Below are 14,502 nucleotides of genomic sequence, written 5' to 3'. Positions count from 1 at the left end.
CTTTTCAACCTGTGCCTCGTCATGTCCTGCGACCGCCACAAGATCCACTTCCTGCGCGAACTCATCCCTTCGTTCGAATGCGAGCCTGGCTGCCATGACTGCTGCGGACCGGTTACCACCTCGGCGCAAGAGATGGCTCGGCTGCCGCGCAAATCCCAGGCCGAACAGGACGCTGCCCTGGAGCGCCTGGACTGCGTGCACCTGGGGCCCCAGGGCTGCACGGTATATGAAGAGCGGCCACTGATCTGTCGCCTGTTCGGTACCACCCCACGACTGGCCTGCCCGCGTGGGCGTGGGCCCGAACCCATGATCGACCCTGCGGCCGAGCAACTGGTGCACCAGTTCATTGCCACCACCCGGCAAGTGCTGGTCTAGGCGTTTGCGGTAGGGCCCGGCGTCAGTCCGGGATCGGCAGGCAGAGGCTTTCCTTCACCTCCTCCATCACGATGTAGCTTTTGGACTCACGCACGTGGGGCAGCTTGAGCAGGATGTCGCCAAGCAGCTTGCGATACGAAGCCATTTCCGAAATGCGCGCCTTGACCAGGTAGTCGAAGTCGCCGGAAACCAGGTGGCATTCGAGCACGTGCGGCAGCTTCAGGACTGCCCGGCGAAACTCCTCGAAGGTATCGCCAGACTTGTAGTCCAGGCTGATTTCCACGAAGACCAGCAGGCTGCCCTTGAGGTGCTGTGGGTTCAGGCGGGCGTTATAGCCCATGATGATGCCTTCACGTTCCAGCCGGCGCACGCGCTCGGTGCACGGCGTGGTGGAGAGGCCGACCTTCTCGCCCAGTTCGGTGAAGGAGATACGCCCGTCGTTCTGCAGGATGCGCAGGATGTTCCGGTCGATCTTGTCCAGCTCACGCTTACTTTGATGCTGGGTTCTCATAGGGGATGCCCCTCCGTCAAAGGCCATTGTGCCGAGAATTCTCGCCAATAATAGGCTTTTATATAGTGAATTGCACTGCTCTCGAATTCCTATACTTCGCCCATCAATGGCAGTCCAACAACACACCGCGGCAGGCCGCGAGGGGAAAGAAACGATGCGAGTTCTGGTACTTGGTAGCGGCGTGATCGGAACCGCCAGTGCCTATTACCTGGCCCGGCAAGGGTTCGAAGTGACGGTGGTGGACCGCCAGCCAGCGGTGGCCATGGAAACCAGCTTTGCCAACGCCGGCCAGATCTCGCCTGGCTATGCCTCGCCGTGGGCGGCGCCGGGGGTGCCTCTGAAAGCCGTTAAATGGCTGCTCGAGCGCCACGCTCCGCTTGCCATCAAGCTGACCGGTGACGTAGACCAGTACTTGTGGATGGCCCAGATGCTGCGCAACTGCACGGCCAACCGCTATGCCGTGAACAAGGAGCGCATGGTGCGGTTGTCCGAGTACAGCCGCGACTGCCTCGACGAACTGCGCGCCGAAACCGGAATCGCGTACGAGAATCGTAGCCTGGGCACCACCCAGCTGTTCCGTACCCAGGCCCAGGTCGATGCAGCTGCCAAGGATATCGCCGTGCTTGAGCAGTCAGGCGTGCCTTATGAATTGCTCGACCGCGATGGCATCGCCCGCGTCGAACCTGCCCTGGCCAGTGTGAAGGGCATTCTCGCCGGCGCCCTGCGCCTGCCCAACGACCAGACCGGCGATTGCCAGTTGTTCACCACCAAGCTGGCAGAAATGGCCCGCAACCTGGGCGTGGAGTTCCGCTTCGGGCAGGACATCCAGCGCCTGGATCATGCAGGTGACCGCATCAACGGTGTCTGGATCGATGGCAAGCTCGAAACCGCCGACCGCTACGTGCTGGCATTGGGCAGCTATTCGCCGCAGATGCTCAAGCCCCTAGGCATCAAGGCGCCGGTCTATCCGTTGAAGGGCTACTCCCTGACCGTACCCATCACCAACGGTGACATGGCGCCTGCCTCGACCATCCTCGACGAAACCTACAAGGTCGCCATCACCCGTTTCGACAACCGTATCCGTGTTGGAGGCATGGCTGAGATCGCCGGCTTCGACCTGTCGCTCAACCCCCGCCGACGCGAAACACTGGAGATGATCGTCAACGACCTTTATCCTCGCGGCGGTGATTTGAGCCAGGCCAGTTTCTGGACTGGGCTGCGTCCCGCGACGCCAGACGGTACCCCCATCGTGGGTGCAACCGCCTTCCGTAACCTGTTCCTCAATACAGGGCACGGCACGCTGGGCTGGACCATGGCCTGTGGCTCGGGTCGTCTGCTGGCTGACCTGATCGCGCGCAAGAAACCGCAGATCAGTGCAGAGGGGCTGGACATCTCGCGCTATGGCAGTAGCCGCGAAGTGGCCCGTCACGGGCATGGTTCGCCTGCCCATCAGCAGTAAGCCATCCATTGGGGTATTCGCCGGTGACCTGCGAATGCCCCAGCTTCGATTTCAACCCGTATGACTTTTAAGGCAGCCGCATGCGCCCCGCCCGTGCCCTGATCGACCTCCAGGCCCTGCGCCACAATTACCGTCTCGCCCGTGAACTGACCGGTGCCAAGGCGCTTGCCGTGATCAAGGCCGACGCCTACGGCCATGGTGCTGTGCGCTGCGCGTTGGCGCTCGAGCCCGAAGCGGACGGGTTTGCCGTGGCCTGCATCGAGGAGGCGCTGGAGCTGCGTGCGGCCGGCATCAGGGGCCCGGTCCTGCTGCTGGAGGGCTTCTTCGAGGCCAGTGAGCTGCCGTTGATCGTCGAACATGACCTGTGGTGCGTCGTGCATTCGGCCTGGCAATTGGAGGCCATCGAGAAAAGCCCGCTGGCCAGCCCGCTCACCGTCTGGCTCAAGCTCGATACCGGCATGCACCGTGTAGGGCTGCATCCCAAGGACTATCGCGATGCCTATGAGCGCCTGCTGGCCTGCGGCAAGGTAGGGCGCATTGTGCTCATGAGCCATTTCGCCCGTGCCGATGAGCTGGGTGCGCAGGCCACGGCCGAGCAGATTGCCGTTTTCGAAACCGCGCGCCAGGGCTTGGCAGCAGAGTGCAGCCTGCGCAACTCTCCAGCCGTGCTGGGTTGGCCCCAGGCAGCCGGTGATTGGGTGCGCCCAGGGCTGATGCTCTACGGCGCAACGCCGTTCGATATGCCTCAAGCTCAGGCCCAACGCCTGCAGCCGGTCATGACACTGCAGTCGCGGGTCATCAGTGTGCGGGAGCTGCCGGCCGGCGAGCCGGTGGGTTACGGCGCCACGTTCGTCAGCACGCGGCCCACCCGTGTAGGCGTGGTCGCCATGGGCTACGCCGACGGTTACCCTCGCCAGGCGCCCAACGGTACGCCGGTCATCGTTGCTGGCAGCCGGGCCCCGCTCATCGGTCGCGTGTCGATGGACATGCTGAGCATCGACCTGACCGACGTGCCGCAGGCGACCGTCGGCAGCCCAGTCGAACTATGGGGCAAGCAGGTGCATGCCGCTGAGGTGGCGAGCCAGGCCGGTACCATTCCTTACCAGATCTTCTGCAATCTCAAGCGGGTGCCCCGGGAATACATTGGGGACTAGGGCGTCAGGCGGGTGGTGTGTTGTAAATACTGAACGGCGTTGCCATGATATCGTTCACATCCACCCGCATAACCCGTCTCAGGAGGCTCCAGCTTTGGACGTCGGCGAACGACTGCAAGCCATCCGCACGCTCAAGGGCCTGTCCCAGCGTGAACTCGCCAAGCGCGCGGGGGTTACCAACAGCACCATCTCGATGATCGAGAAAAACAGTGTGAGCCCGTCGATCAGTTCGCTGCGCAAGGTACTGAGCGGCATTCCCATGTCCATGGTCGAGTTCTTTTCCGTGGAGCTCGAACCCGAGAGCCCTGCGCAGATCGTCTACAAAGCCCACGAACTGATCGACATCTCCGATGGTGCGGTGACCATGAAGCTGGTTGGCAAATCGCACCGCAACCGTGCCATCGCTTTTCTGACCGAGGTGTACCCGCCCGGCGCCGACACCGGTGCCGAAATGCTGACCCATGATGGCGAAGAGACTGGCATTCTGCTTGAAGGCCGCCTGGAATTGGTGGTCGGTACCGAGCTGTTCATTCTCGAAGCAGGCGACAGTTATTACTTCGAAAGCACCCGCCCGCACCGTTTTCGCAACCCGTTCGAACAGCCAGCACGCTTGATCAGCGCCGCCACCCCCTCGAACTTTTGATCCAGCGCAGTGCATTGACGCGTCAATACCCCTTTCCTGTGTAGGGTCGTTTCCCGGCTTCGGGCTTGCCGTTATACTTTTCGGCGCTCGAGGATCCGTGGCCGCGAGCATGATTAGCCACCATGAGGGTGTTCGCGTGAATCAAGTCAAGAAGATGCTGGCCATCCCGGCCGCCGTACTGGCCCTGTGGGCAATTACCGCTACCGCTGCGACCAATGACGATATCGCCAAGCGCCTGGAACCGGTCGGTAAGGTGTGTATCCAGGGCCAGGAATGCAAGGGCATGGCCGTGACCGCCAGCGCTGGCGCCGGGTCTGCCAGAACGCCCGACGACATCATCGCCAAGCATTGCACGGCCTGCCATGGCACGGGCCTGCTCGGCGCGCCGAAAGTGGGCGACAGTGCAGCCTGGAAGGAGCGTGCCGACCACCAGGGTGGGTTGGATGGCATCCTGGCCAAGGCCATCACGGGAATCAACGCCATGCCGCCGAAGGGCACCTGCGCGGATTGTTCGGATGATGAGCTAAAGGCCGCTATTGAGAAGATGTCTGGCCTGTAAGTTACTGCAATGTGCTGCGTAGCAGTCCCAGTATTTTAGCTTCGCATCTCGTCTTGCCGGGGCCGCTATGCGGCCCATCGCGGCGCAAGGCCGCTCCCACATGAGGGGCGCTGGCCCTTAGAGGCGGTGAAAGGCAGTTGCTCCTGCAATCGCTACTTCAGCCATCCCACGATCACAGTAGGAGCGGCCTAGTGCCGCGATGGGCTGCGCAGCAGCCCCAGAGATGTGAGCACTATCGCTAATTGCCGGGGCCGCTTGGCGGCCCATCGCGGCCGGTCCGGCGCCCCGGCGAGGCCGCTCCCACATGAGGGGGCGCTGGCCCTTAGAGGCGGTGAAAGGCAGTTGCTCCTGCAATCGCTACTTCAGCCATCCCACGATCACAGTAGGAGCGGCCTAGTGCCGCGATGGCTGCGCAGCAGCCCCAGAGATGTGAGCACTATCGCTAATTGCCGGGGCCGCTTCGCGGCCCATCCCGGCCGGCCCGGCGCCCCGGCGAGGCCGCTCCTACAGGCACCGCATACGCTTAGACCTGCGCTGTGCCTGAAGGCCACCGAATTGTCGAGTGGCTGCCAGTGCTTGTCCAATTGTCTGCGCCTTCCGCTTCCCGCCCAGGCAACCAACCTGTCCACCTGCCTGTCGAACCTCCTGAACCCAAGCACGAACCAGGAGGCCTCGATGCACCTCAGTTCCATCGACCAGGCCGTCGAACAGGTCCTGTCCCGCCTGCCAACCCATGTCCACATGGGCCTGCCGCTGGGCCTGGGCAAACCCAATGCGTTCGTCAACGCACTCTATGCCCGCATCCGCGAGTTGCCCGAACGCCGTCTGACCATCTATACAGCCCTCTCCCTGGGGCGACCAGCGCTGGGTGATGGCTTGCAGCAACGCTTGCTCGAGCCCTTCGTCGAGCGCGTGTTCGGCGACTACGAAGAGCTTCACTATCTGGCCGATCTGCGCAATGACAGCCTGCCGCCGAACATTCGCGTAGAACAGTTCTTCATGCAGCCTGGCAGCCTGCTTGCCAGTGAGTCGGCCCAACAGGATTACGTCAGCAGCAACTACAGCCATGCCGCGCGAGACATCAATGCCAAGGGCCTGAACCTCATCGCCCAGCTGGTGGCGGCTACGCCGGAGCGGCCCGTCCACCTGAGCCTGGCCTGCAACCCGGACATCACCCTGGACCTGTTACCCATGGTCGAACGCCGTCGTGCCGCTGGCGAGACCATTCTCATGCTGGGCCAGGTGCATGCGCAGCTACCGTACATGCCCGGTGATGCCGAGTTGCCAATGGATGCGTTCGACCTCTTGTTGGACGAAGCCGAGCAGCGCCAACTGTTTTCAACGCCCAACATGCCGGTCACCACGCAGGACCACTGCATTGGCCTGCATGCCAGCAGCCTGGTGCGCGACGGCGGCACCCTGCAGATCGGGATTGGTGCCATGGGCGACGCGGTTGCCGCCGCGCTGCTCGCCCGCCAGAGCGATAACGTTGCCTACCGTGCAGCGCTCGACGGCCTTGGCGCGGGCACCACGCAGGCACTGATCGAGCGGGAAGGGGGGCTCGCGCCCTTCGAACAGGGGCTGTACGGCTGTAGCGAGATGTTCGTCAACGGGCTGTTGGCGCTGGCCGAGGCGGGCGTGCTGCGGCGTGCTGTGGATGACCGGGGAGTGATCCTGCACGGGGGGTTCTTCCTCGGCCCGCAAGCGTTCTACCAGCGCTTGCGCGACATGACCCTTGAGCAGCGCGCACGGTTTGCCATGACCGGGATCAATTTCGTCAACGAGCTCTACGGTGACGAACAGCTCAAACGTCGCCAGCGACAAGACGCACGCTTTATCAATACGGTGTTCGGCATGACCCTGCTCGGTGCGGGTGTGGCCGATCAGCTCGAAGACGGGCGAGTATTGAGCGGGGTAGGTGGGCAGTACAACTTCGTCGCCCAAGGGCACGCGCTGGAAGGTGGCCGCTCGATACTGCTGCTGCGCAGCTGGCGCGAAGCGGGCGGCGAGGTGTCGTCGAACATCTTCTGGAACTACGGCCATTGCACCATTCCCCGCCACCTGCGCGATATCGTGGTGACCGAATATGGCATCGCCGATCTCAGGGGGCAGACCGACAGCGAGGTCATTGCGCGATTGCTTACGGTGTGTGACGCCCGGTTCCAGGAGAGCCTGATCGAGCAGGCCAAAAACGCTGGCAAATTGGCGGAAGATTTTCAGCTCGACAGGCGCTTTGCCGATAACACGCCGCAGCGCCTGGCCGCGGTCCAGGCACAGCACCCACAGCTGTTCCCGGAATACCCCATGGGAACCGATTTCACGGTTGAAGAGCAGGACTTGCTACGGGCACTGAACTGGTTGAAAAGCAAGTTCAAGCTCAGCGAGGCGCTCGAACTGGGCAAGGCCACGCTGGAGGCGCCAGAGCCGCAAGGGTATGAACGGCATCTGGCACGGATGCAACTTGACCAGCCTCAGGGGCTAAAAGAAGCGCTGTACCAACGGTGGCTGTTGGCGGGCCTGGCGGCGACCTGAAAACGACAGGGGCTGCCACGCAGCCCCCTGTGCCCGGATGCGAGCGAGCCGGTGCCGCATCACTCGATGAAGCTGACCACACCGCCTTCCAGCGATTTCACTCGCGCCAGCGACTCCACGCGATAGCCTTGGCGGTCCAGTTCGGCGCGTCCGCCCTGGAACGATTTCTCGATCACGATCCCCAGGCCTACCACGGTCGCCCCGGCCTGCTTGATGATCGATATCAGCGCCTGGGACGCCTTGCCGTTGGCCAGGAAGTCATCCATCACCAGCACTCGGTCGCTGCTGCTCAGGTGGCGCGGCGAAATGGCCACGGTGTTCTCGGTCTGCTTGGTGAACGAATACACAGAAGCCGTCAGCAGGTTTTCGGTGAGGGTCAGCGACTGGTGCTTGCGCGCGAAGATCACCGGCACGCCCAGCTTCAACCCGGTCATCACCGCAGGGGCGATGCCCGACGCCTCGATGGTGACGATCTTGGTCACGCCGGCATCGGCGAACAGGCGGGCGAACTCGTCACCGATCAGCTGCATCAGCGCCGGGTCGATCTGATGGTTGAGAAACGCATCGACTTTGAGAACCTGGTCGGAAAGCACGATGCCTTCTTCGCGAATCTTCTGATGCAGTGCTTCCACTATGGTATTCCTCGGAACAGAAATGGCCGCAAACAGCGGCAGTGTTTAAGAGTAATGGTTGATCAGCGTTTGAGCATCGCCCGGATGTCGGCCAGGGCATTGTTGCCGCGTGCGGCCTTGACCTCGACCGGTGCATCGTCCAGCCCTTCCCAGGACAGGTCTTCGGGGGGCAGTTCGTCGAGGAAGCGACTGGGCGTGCAGTCGATGACTTCCCCGTATTGCTTGCGTTTGGCGGCGAACGTGAACGCCAGCGTCTGGCGTGCGCGGGTAATACCCACATAAGCCAGGCGGCGCTCTTCCTCGATGGTGTCGGCCTCGATGCTGGAGCGGTGAGGCAGGATCTCCTCCTCCATGCCCATGATGAACACGTAGGGAAATTCCAGGCCCTTGGACGCGTGCAGGGTCATCATCTGCACACCGTCGGCGTTTTCTTCCTCTTCCTGCTGGCGCTCGAGCATGTCGCGCAGCACCAACTTGCCAATGGCGTCCTCAATGGTCATGTCACCCTCTTCGTCCTTCTCGAGGGTGTTCTTCAGCGCTTCGACCAGGAACCAGACGTTGCTGATGCGAAACTCCGCGGCCTTGTCGCTGGCGGTCTGCTGGCGGATCCAGTTTTCGTAGTCGATGTCGCGGATCATTTCATGCAGGGCGGCTATGGGGTCGTCCAGCGCCACCTTGTGGCGCACGCCGTCCAGCCAGTGCTTGAAGCGCTGCAGGCGCTCGGTGTAGCGCGCATCCAGGTGCTCGCCCAGGCCCAGTTCCTCACTGGCGGCATACATCGAAATGCCCCGGCCGGTGGCATAGTTGCCGAGCTTTTCCAAGGTGGTCGAGCCGATTTCCCGGCGCGGCACGTTGATGACACGTAGGTAGGCGTTGTCGTCGTCAGGGTTCACCAGCAGGCGCAGGTAGGCCATGAGGTCCTTGACTTCCTGACGGCCAAAGAAGCTGTTGCCGCCGGAAAGACGGTAAGGCACCTGGTGGTGCTGCAACTTCAGCTCAATCAGCTTGGCCTGGTAGTTGCCGCGGTACAGGATGGCGAAATCGCTGTAGGGACGGTTGGTGCGCAGGTGCAGCGTGAGGATTTCCATCGCTACGCGCTCGGCCTCGGCATCCTCGTTCTTGCAACGTATCACCCGGATCTCGTCGCCCACGCCCATCTCGCTCCACAGCTGTTTCTCGAACGCGTGCGGGTTGTTGGCGATCAGCACGTTGGCGCAGCGCAGGATGCGGCTGGTGGAGCGGTAGTTCTGCTCCAGCATGACCACTTTCAGTGAGGGATAGTCCTCCTTGAGCAGCATCAGGTTCTCGGGGCGCGCGCCGCGCCAGGCGTAGATCGACTGGTCGTCGTCGCCCACCACGGTGAACTGGTTGCGCATGCCGATCAGCATCTTCACCAGCAGGTACTGGCTGGCGTTGGTGTCCTGGTATTCGTCTACCAACAGATAACGCACGCGATTCTGCCAGCGCTCGAGCACCTCGGGGTGTTCCTGGAACAACTTGACCGGTTGCAGGATCAGGTCGTCGAAGTCCACGGCGTTGAACGCCTTGAGCGTGCGCTGATAGTGGGTGTAAACGACCGCAGCGGTCTGCTCGCGCGGGTTGCGTGCTTTCTCCAGGGCCTCGGGAGGCAGGATCAGGTCGTTCTTCCAGGCACCGATCATGTTCTTGATTTCGTCGATGCCGTCGTCGCCGGAGTACTCCTTCTGCATGATGTCCGACAGCAGGGCTTTGATATCCGACTCGTCGAAGATCGAAAAACCAGGCTTGTAGCCCAGGCGTTCGTGCTCCTTGCGGATGATGTTCAGGCCCAGGTTGTGGAATGTGCAGACCGTCAGCCCTCGGCCTTCGCCCGGACGCAGCAGGCTGGCAACCCGCTCCTTCATCTCGCGGGCGGCCTTGTTGGTGAAGGTCATGGCCACGATGTACTGGGCGCGAATACCGCAGTTCTGGATGAGGTGGGCAATTTTGCGCGTGATGACGCTGGTCTTGCCCGAACCTGCACCGGCGAGCACCAAAAGAGGGCCGCCGACATAGTCACGGGCTTCCTGCTGCCGGGGATTGAGTCGGGACATGCTAGAAACCGGGGGTCGCCAGAAAATAGCCGCGCATTCTAACAGGCATGCGTGTTCATGGCGTGACCGTCTGACGTTCGAGTCAGACTTTAGAAACGACCATTAGCGCCGCTAATGCTTGCGCCTGAAAAAATCGTATTTGCCGGTTTGTCTGCTTTCGCGCAGGATGCACGACAAAATACGTCGGACCAGGCTGTTAAAAGGCGCGCTTACAAGTGAAAATCATTTCCATTGAATGCGTCGGCCTGTTCATCGGTCTACGTTGCATCGTCGAGCCTTAAGGAGCCGTCTTGTCCGCGCCTGTCGAACCTATGCGTTTGCTGCTGTTGGCCAGTGAGCCCGAGTGGGCGGCCTTGCTGCACGCGTGCATGCCTGCCTTGAAGGGCGCGGCCGTACTGCTCACGGCACCCGACTGGGATGCCGTCGACAGTCTGTTCAGCCGCGACCGGCAGGCCGTGGTGCTGACCACGCCGGCGTTGCAGCCAGCACCCGGTCGTTGTGAACTGCCGACCATCCTGCTGTTGCACAGCGAGCCAGAGGCGGCGCCCAGCGGCGTCAGCGACTGGCTGGTGAGCGACCAAGTCAATGTCGACAGCCTGCGTCGCTGCCTGCGCCACGTGCGCGAGCGAGGTGTACTGGTAGCCACCCTGCAACGCTTGGCCGAGCAAGACCCTTTGACCGGCATCGCCAACCGCCAGGGCTTCCAGGCCTTGCTGGCCACGCGCCTGGCCGACCATGACGGGCGCGGCGTCGCCCTAGGGCATCTGGACCTGGACAACTTTCGCCATGTCAATGACGCCCTGGGGCACCAGAGTGGGGATCGCCTCATTCTGCAGGTGGTGCTACGTCTGAAGCATCAACTCGAAGCAGGCGACCAGCTGGCACGCCTGGGCAGTGACGAGTTCGCCTTGCTGATCGACACCCGCCGCGACCCAGGGCGTGCCGAGTGGATGGCCGAGCGCATCGTCGAGGCATTGGCCGAGCCCTACTGGGTCGATGGCGAAAGCCTGCTGCTCGGTTGCAGCCTGGGCCTGGCCCACGCCCGCGCCCAGAGTGGCGCCGACCCGCTGATGTGGCATGCGCACATCGCCATGCGTCAGGCCAAGGCCACCCAGGGCTGTACCTTCCATGTCTTCAACGAGCGCATCAATCGCCACGCACGCAGCCTGGCCGATCTCGAAAGCGAGCTGCGCCGGGCCTTGCGCCGTGACGAGCTGGAGCTTCACTATCAGCCGCGCTTGAACCTGGCTGATGGGCGGATCGTCGGTCTCGAAGCGCTGGTGCGCTGGCGCCACGCCGAACGGGGCTTGCTGCCGCCCAGTGAGTTCGTGCCATTGGCCGAGCAAAGCGGGCTGATCGTGCCGCTGGGTTACTGGGTCATCGCCCGTGCCCTGCGCGACATGCAGGCCCTGAACACACAGGGGCTTGCGCCGTTGCACATGGCGGTCAACCTCAGTTTCCGGCAGTTTCAGGACAGCCAGTTGCTGGCAACCTTGAGCCGGCTAATTGCCGAGTACGGTGTCGATGCCCACTGGCTGGAATTCGAGCTGACCGAAACGGCCGTGATGCGGCGCAATGAGCGGGTGCGTCAGACCATGGATGCACTGGGGCGCCTGGGCGTGCGCTTCTCGCTGGACGACTTTGGCACAGGGTTCTCTTCGTTCGTGCACCTCAACAGCCTGCCGATCACCTTGCTCAAGGTGGACCGCAGTTTCGTTGCGCAGATGGATATGCGCGAAGAGAACCGCAAGCTGGTGCATGCCATGATCAACCTGGCCCACAATCTCAACCTCGAAGTGGTGGCCGAGGGCGTCGAAAGCGAAGCGCAATTGGCCTTGCTGCGCGGGTTTGGCTGCAACCAGGTACAGGGTTTCCTGGTCAGCAAGCCCCTGCCGGTAGACGCGCTGATCCCGTTCCTGCTGCAGTCGTCACACCGCCAAGTGGGGGTTGCAGGCTAGCTGTCCGCCCCTCTGGCCAATGCGCAAAGCCACCTCAATGGGTTGAAATCAGGCAGATGTGGCCGTTACGGCGCGTGTTCCGGCGTGGCGCAACAGCCGCCGCATCCGCCATTCGAAGCCGAAGGTCAGCGCCACCGAGGCGCACGCCAGCCCCAAGGCCAGCCCCCACCAGACGCCCAGCGCGCCCCCGCCAAAGACGAAAGTGAACAACCAGGCGCTGGGTGCCCCGATGAGCCAGTAGCACACCAGCCCGATCAGGAACGTAGTCTTGGCGTCTTTCAGTCCACGAATAGAGCCCATGGCGATGGTCTGCACGCCATCGAACAGCTCGAACCAGGCGGCTACCATCAGCAGCTGGACCGCCAGCTGGAAGATGGCGGCAAATGCCGGGTCGGCCCTGTCGATGAACAGCCCTACCAATGCGTCTGGCAGCAACCAGAACAGCGCAGCGAAGGCGAACATCAGCATGGCCCCGAAGCCGATCCCCACCCGGCCAGCGCTGCGCGCGGCGAGCAAGTTGCCCGCACCGTAGTAATGGCCTACGCGCATGGTCACGGCATAGGACAGGCCAGTGGGCACCATGAAGGCGGTCGACACGATCTGCAGGGCGATTTGGTGCGCGCCCAACTCGGTACTGCCCAGTACGCCCATGCACAGCGCCGCAAAAGCGAACAGCCCTACTTCCACCATGTACGTGCCGCCGATCGGCAGCCCCAGCCGCCACAGCTCGCCCAACGCGGGCAGCGATGGCCGCGATAGGCCCTTGCGCAGCGGGTAGGCGGCATAGGCCGGGTGCCAGCGGATGTACAGCGCCAGGGCAATGGCCATGCCCATCGAGACCACCGCAGTGACCAGGCCGATGCCCATCAGACCAAGCTTGGGCAGGCCGAACATGCCTTCGATCAGCGCAACGTTCAGCAAGTAGTTGAGTACGGTGCCTACCAGGCTGATGACCATCACCGGCGTAGAGCGGCCCAGGGCGCTGGTGAAGCCACGCAAGGCCATGAAGGTCAGGTAGCCCGGCAACGCCAGCGGCAGCAGGGTGAGAAACTCGGCCGCCGAGGCGACGTTGTCAGGCTGCTGCCCGAAAAGCAGCAGCACAGGTTCGAGGTTCCACAGCACCAGCGCCGCGAACAAGGCCAGGCCCCAGGCCAGCCACAGGCCGCTTTGCGCCAGCCGTGTGGCGCCCTCGATGTCATTGGCGCCTCGGCGGAAGGCTACCAGGGTGCCGACCGCCGCGATGACGCCCAGGCAGAAGATGGACACGAACGAATAGCCCGCCGCGCCCAACCCGCCACCGGCCAAGGCCTGCGGGCTGATGCGTGCCATCATCAGGGTGTCGGTCAGTACCATGAGCATGTGCGCCAGCTGCGAGGCGATCAGCGGGCCTGCCAAGCGCAGTAATGCCTTGAGCTCGTGGGTAGGTGCGACGTGCATGGATGTGATCCTTGGCGAAGACGGTGGCGGACGAAGGGCGATTCTGAAGCTTGGGTCAGCTTTTAACAAAAGGATAAATGCGATCATTGGCATGAGTTTTAATCATGGCGATATGATGCGCAGGTCGCCGTATCTCCGCCGAACAAGGAACCTCATGACCCGCAAGTTACCGCCCTTGTATGCGCTGCGTGCATTCGAAGCTACGGCGAGGTTGAACTCATTCACCCGTGCTGGCGAAGCGTTGTCCATTACCCAAAGCGCGGTCAGCCGGCACATTCGCACGCTGGAGGATCACTTTGCCTGCCGACTGTTCGTGCGCAGTGGCCGCAGCCTGCAACTGACCGAAGCTGCACGGGTACTACTACCGGGTGTGCGCGAAGGCTTTGCCGCGCTTGAGCGTGCTTGTGACACGTTGCGCGGTGAAGACGAAATGCTGCGCATGAAGGCGCCGTCCACCCTGACCATGCGTTGGTTGCTGGCCCGGCTGAGCCGCTTCCGTCGGCTGCAGCCTGGCAATGAAGTGCAACTGACCAGTGCCTGGATGGACGTCGACCATGTGGACTTCAACCAGGAACCTTTCGATTGCGCCGTGCTGCTGGGCGATGGGGTGTTCCCGGCGGAGTGGGAGGTACGCAAGCTGTTCCCCGAACTGCTGGTGCCGGTGGGTGCACCAGGGCTGTTGGATGACGGGCCCTGGACCGCGGCGCGCCTTGCGAGTAGCGAACTGCTGCACCCTACAATGGACAAGCGTGACTGGCGGGTATGGCTGGAGCGCCTGGGCCTGAGTAGCAGGGTTTCGCTCAAGGGCGGGCAGGTGTTCGACACGTTGGAACTGGGCATGATTGCAGCGGCCCGAGGCTACGGTGTTTCAATTGGTGACCTGATGATGGTGGCCGAAGATGTGGCGCAGGGGCGCATGAGCCTGCCATGGCCGACAGCAGTCCCCAGCGGTATGGACTACTACCTGGTATGGCCGCGGACCCGGCCGGGCGGCGAGCGCCTGCGCCGCCTCAGTGCCTTCCTGCAAGCAGAGGTGAATGCCATGGCGCTACCCGAGGTGGTGATCCTGCCAGCCCTTTGATTGCGAGCGCTATATCCCGGTCCGACACTCAAGTATTCAGCGCCGACGCCGATCAAGTGGCACCAGCGTCCCGGAAGAGGGCGCGCTTT

12 protein-coding genes are annotated in these 14,502 nt (G+C 62.7%); 8 read left to right on the top strand and 4 right to left on the bottom strand.

Annotated features, from left to right (window positions below):
• Nucleotides 1-21 precede the first annotated feature (21 nt).
• A complete protein-coding gene (locus tag CWR53_RS22035) occupies nucleotides 22-375 on the top strand; it encodes a YkgJ family cysteine cluster protein (protein ID WP_023532519.1) in 354 nt (117 codons plus the stop codon).
• A 22-nt stretch (nucleotides 376-397) separates the two neighbouring features.
• On the opposite strand, the gene dadR is transcribed toward CWR53_RS22035, so the two are convergent.
• Nucleotides 398-886 carry a transcriptional regulator DadR gene (gene dadR / locus CWR53_RS22030; protein WP_003258963.1) on the bottom strand — a complete coding sequence of 163 codons (489 nt, stop codon included), beginning with the start codon at nucleotides 884-886 and terminating at the stop codon, nucleotides 398-400.
• A gap of 154 nt (nucleotides 887-1,040) precedes the next feature.
• Between dadR and dadA the strand changes: the two genes are divergently transcribed.
• The 5 genes from dadA to CWR53_RS22005 all read left to right on the top strand — a co-directional run bounded on the left by dadA (nucleotide 1,041) and on the right by CWR53_RS22005 (nucleotide 7,233).
• Nucleotides 1,041-2,345 (top strand): D-amino acid dehydrogenase, encoded by a 1,305-nt coding sequence (dadA, locus tag CWR53_RS22025; protein WP_023532358.1) that lies wholly within the window; start codon nucleotides 1,041-1,043, stop codon nucleotides 2,343-2,345.
• Between the two features lie 80 nt (nucleotides 2,346-2,425).
• Nucleotides 2,426-3,499, top strand: coding sequence for an alanine racemase (gene alr / locus CWR53_RS22020; RefSeq protein ID WP_058638844.1), 1,074 nt, complete (start codon nucleotides 2,426-2,428; stop codon nucleotides 3,497-3,499).
• A gap of 94 nt (nucleotides 3,500-3,593) precedes the next feature.
• Entirely contained in the window at nucleotides 3,594-4,142 is a 549-nt protein-coding gene (locus CWR53_RS22015; protein ID WP_023532512.1) for a cupin domain-containing protein, read from the top strand.
• A gap of 109 nt (nucleotides 4,143-4,251) precedes the next feature.
• Nucleotides 4,252-4,701 (top strand): cytochrome c5 family protein, encoded by a 450-nt coding sequence (locus tag CWR53_RS22010; RefSeq protein ID WP_228385158.1) that lies wholly within the window; start codon nucleotides 4,252-4,254, stop codon nucleotides 4,699-4,701.
• Between the two features lie 675 nt (nucleotides 4,702-5,376).
• Nucleotides 5,377-7,233 carry an acetyl-CoA hydrolase/transferase C-terminal domain-containing protein gene (locus CWR53_RS22005; protein ID WP_100852489.1) on the top strand — a complete coding sequence of 619 codons (1,857 nt, stop codon included), beginning with the start codon at nucleotides 5,377-5,379 and terminating at the stop codon, nucleotides 7,231-7,233.
• Nucleotides 7,234-7,292: 59 nt separating this feature from the next.
• On the opposite strand, the gene xpt is transcribed toward CWR53_RS22005, so the two are convergent.
• Both xpt and rep read right to left on the bottom strand, forming a co-directional pair.
• Nucleotides 7,293-7,865 (bottom strand): xanthine phosphoribosyltransferase, encoded by a 573-nt coding sequence (xpt, locus tag CWR53_RS22000; RefSeq protein ID WP_023532789.1) that lies wholly within the window; start codon nucleotides 7,863-7,865, stop codon nucleotides 7,293-7,295.
• 62 nt (nucleotides 7,866-7,927) lie between these two features.
• Nucleotides 7,928-9,937 (bottom strand): DNA helicase Rep, encoded by a 2,010-nt coding sequence (rep, locus tag CWR53_RS21995; protein ID WP_058602788.1) that lies wholly within the window; start codon nucleotides 9,935-9,937, stop codon nucleotides 7,928-7,930.
• 290 nt (nucleotides 9,938-10,227) lie between these two features.
• On the opposite strand from rep, the gene CWR53_RS21990 reads away from it, so the two are divergent.
• A complete protein-coding gene (locus tag CWR53_RS21990; RefSeq protein WP_100852488.1) occupies nucleotides 10,228-11,895 on the top strand; it encodes a bifunctional diguanylate cyclase/phosphodiesterase in 1,668 nt (555 codons plus the stop codon).
• 48 nt (nucleotides 11,896-11,943) lie between these two features.
• Here CWR53_RS21990 and CWR53_RS21985 read toward each other — a convergent pair whose 3' ends face one another.
• Nucleotides 11,944-13,332, bottom strand: a complete 1,389-nt coding sequence (locus tag CWR53_RS21985; protein WP_100852487.1) for a NorM family multidrug efflux MATE transporter — start codon at nucleotides 13,330-13,332, stop codon at nucleotides 11,944-11,946.
• 154 nt (nucleotides 13,333-13,486) lie between these two features.
• Between CWR53_RS21985 and CWR53_RS21980 the strand changes: the two genes are divergently transcribed.
• Nucleotides 13,487-14,413: a LysR substrate-binding domain-containing protein gene (locus CWR53_RS21980; RefSeq protein WP_058602791.1), complete on the top strand. Its 927-nt coding sequence runs from the start codon at nucleotides 13,487-13,489 to the stop codon at nucleotides 14,411-14,413.
• The last annotated feature ends 89 nt before the right edge of the window (nucleotides 14,414-14,502 follow it).

This window comes from Pseudomonas sp. SGAir0191, assembly GCF_002812565.2.
Lineage (GTDB): Bacteria > Pseudomonadota > Gammaproteobacteria > Pseudomonadales > Pseudomonadaceae > Aquipseudomonas > Aquipseudomonas parafulva_B.
The sequence above is the reverse complement of the archived record's forward strand: the minus strand, read 5'-3'. Positions and strand labels throughout refer to the sequence as shown.

What these genes read in the sequence shown, in the direction of transcription:
- CWR53_RS22035 (WP_023532519.1), top strand. Translation starts at nt 22, where the DNA reads ATGTCCTGCGACCGCCACAAGATCCACTTCCTGCGCGAACTCATCCCT.
- dadR (WP_003258963.1), bottom strand. Translation starts at nt 886, where the DNA reads ATGAGAACCCAGCATCAAAGTAAGCGTGAGCTGGACAAGATCGACCGG.
- dadA (WP_023532358.1), top strand. Translation starts at nt 1,041, where the DNA reads ATGCGAGTTCTGGTACTTGGTAGCGGCGTGATCGGAACCGCCAGTGCC.
- alr (WP_058638844.1), top strand. Translation starts at nt 2,426, where the DNA reads ATGCGCCCCGCCCGTGCCCTGATCGACCTCCAGGCCCTGCGCCACAAT.
- CWR53_RS22010 (WP_228385158.1), top strand. Translation starts at nt 4,252, where the DNA reads ATGATTAGCCACCATGAGGGTGTTCGCGTGAATCAAGTCAAGAAGATG.
- CWR53_RS22005 (WP_100852489.1), top strand. Translation starts at nt 5,377, where the DNA reads ATGCACCTCAGTTCCATCGACCAGGCCGTCGAACAGGTCCTGTCCCGC.
- rep (WP_058602788.1), bottom strand. Translation starts at nt 9,937, where the DNA reads ATGTCCCGACTCAATCCCCGGCAGCAGGAAGCCCGTGACTATGTCGGC.
- CWR53_RS21985 (WP_100852487.1), bottom strand. Translation starts at nt 13,332, where the DNA reads ATGCACGTCGCACCTACCCACGAGCTCAAGGCATTACTGCGCTTGGCA.
- CWR53_RS21980 (WP_058602791.1), top strand. Translation starts at nt 13,487, where the DNA reads ATGACCCGCAAGTTACCGCCCTTGTATGCGCTGCGTGCATTCGAAGCT.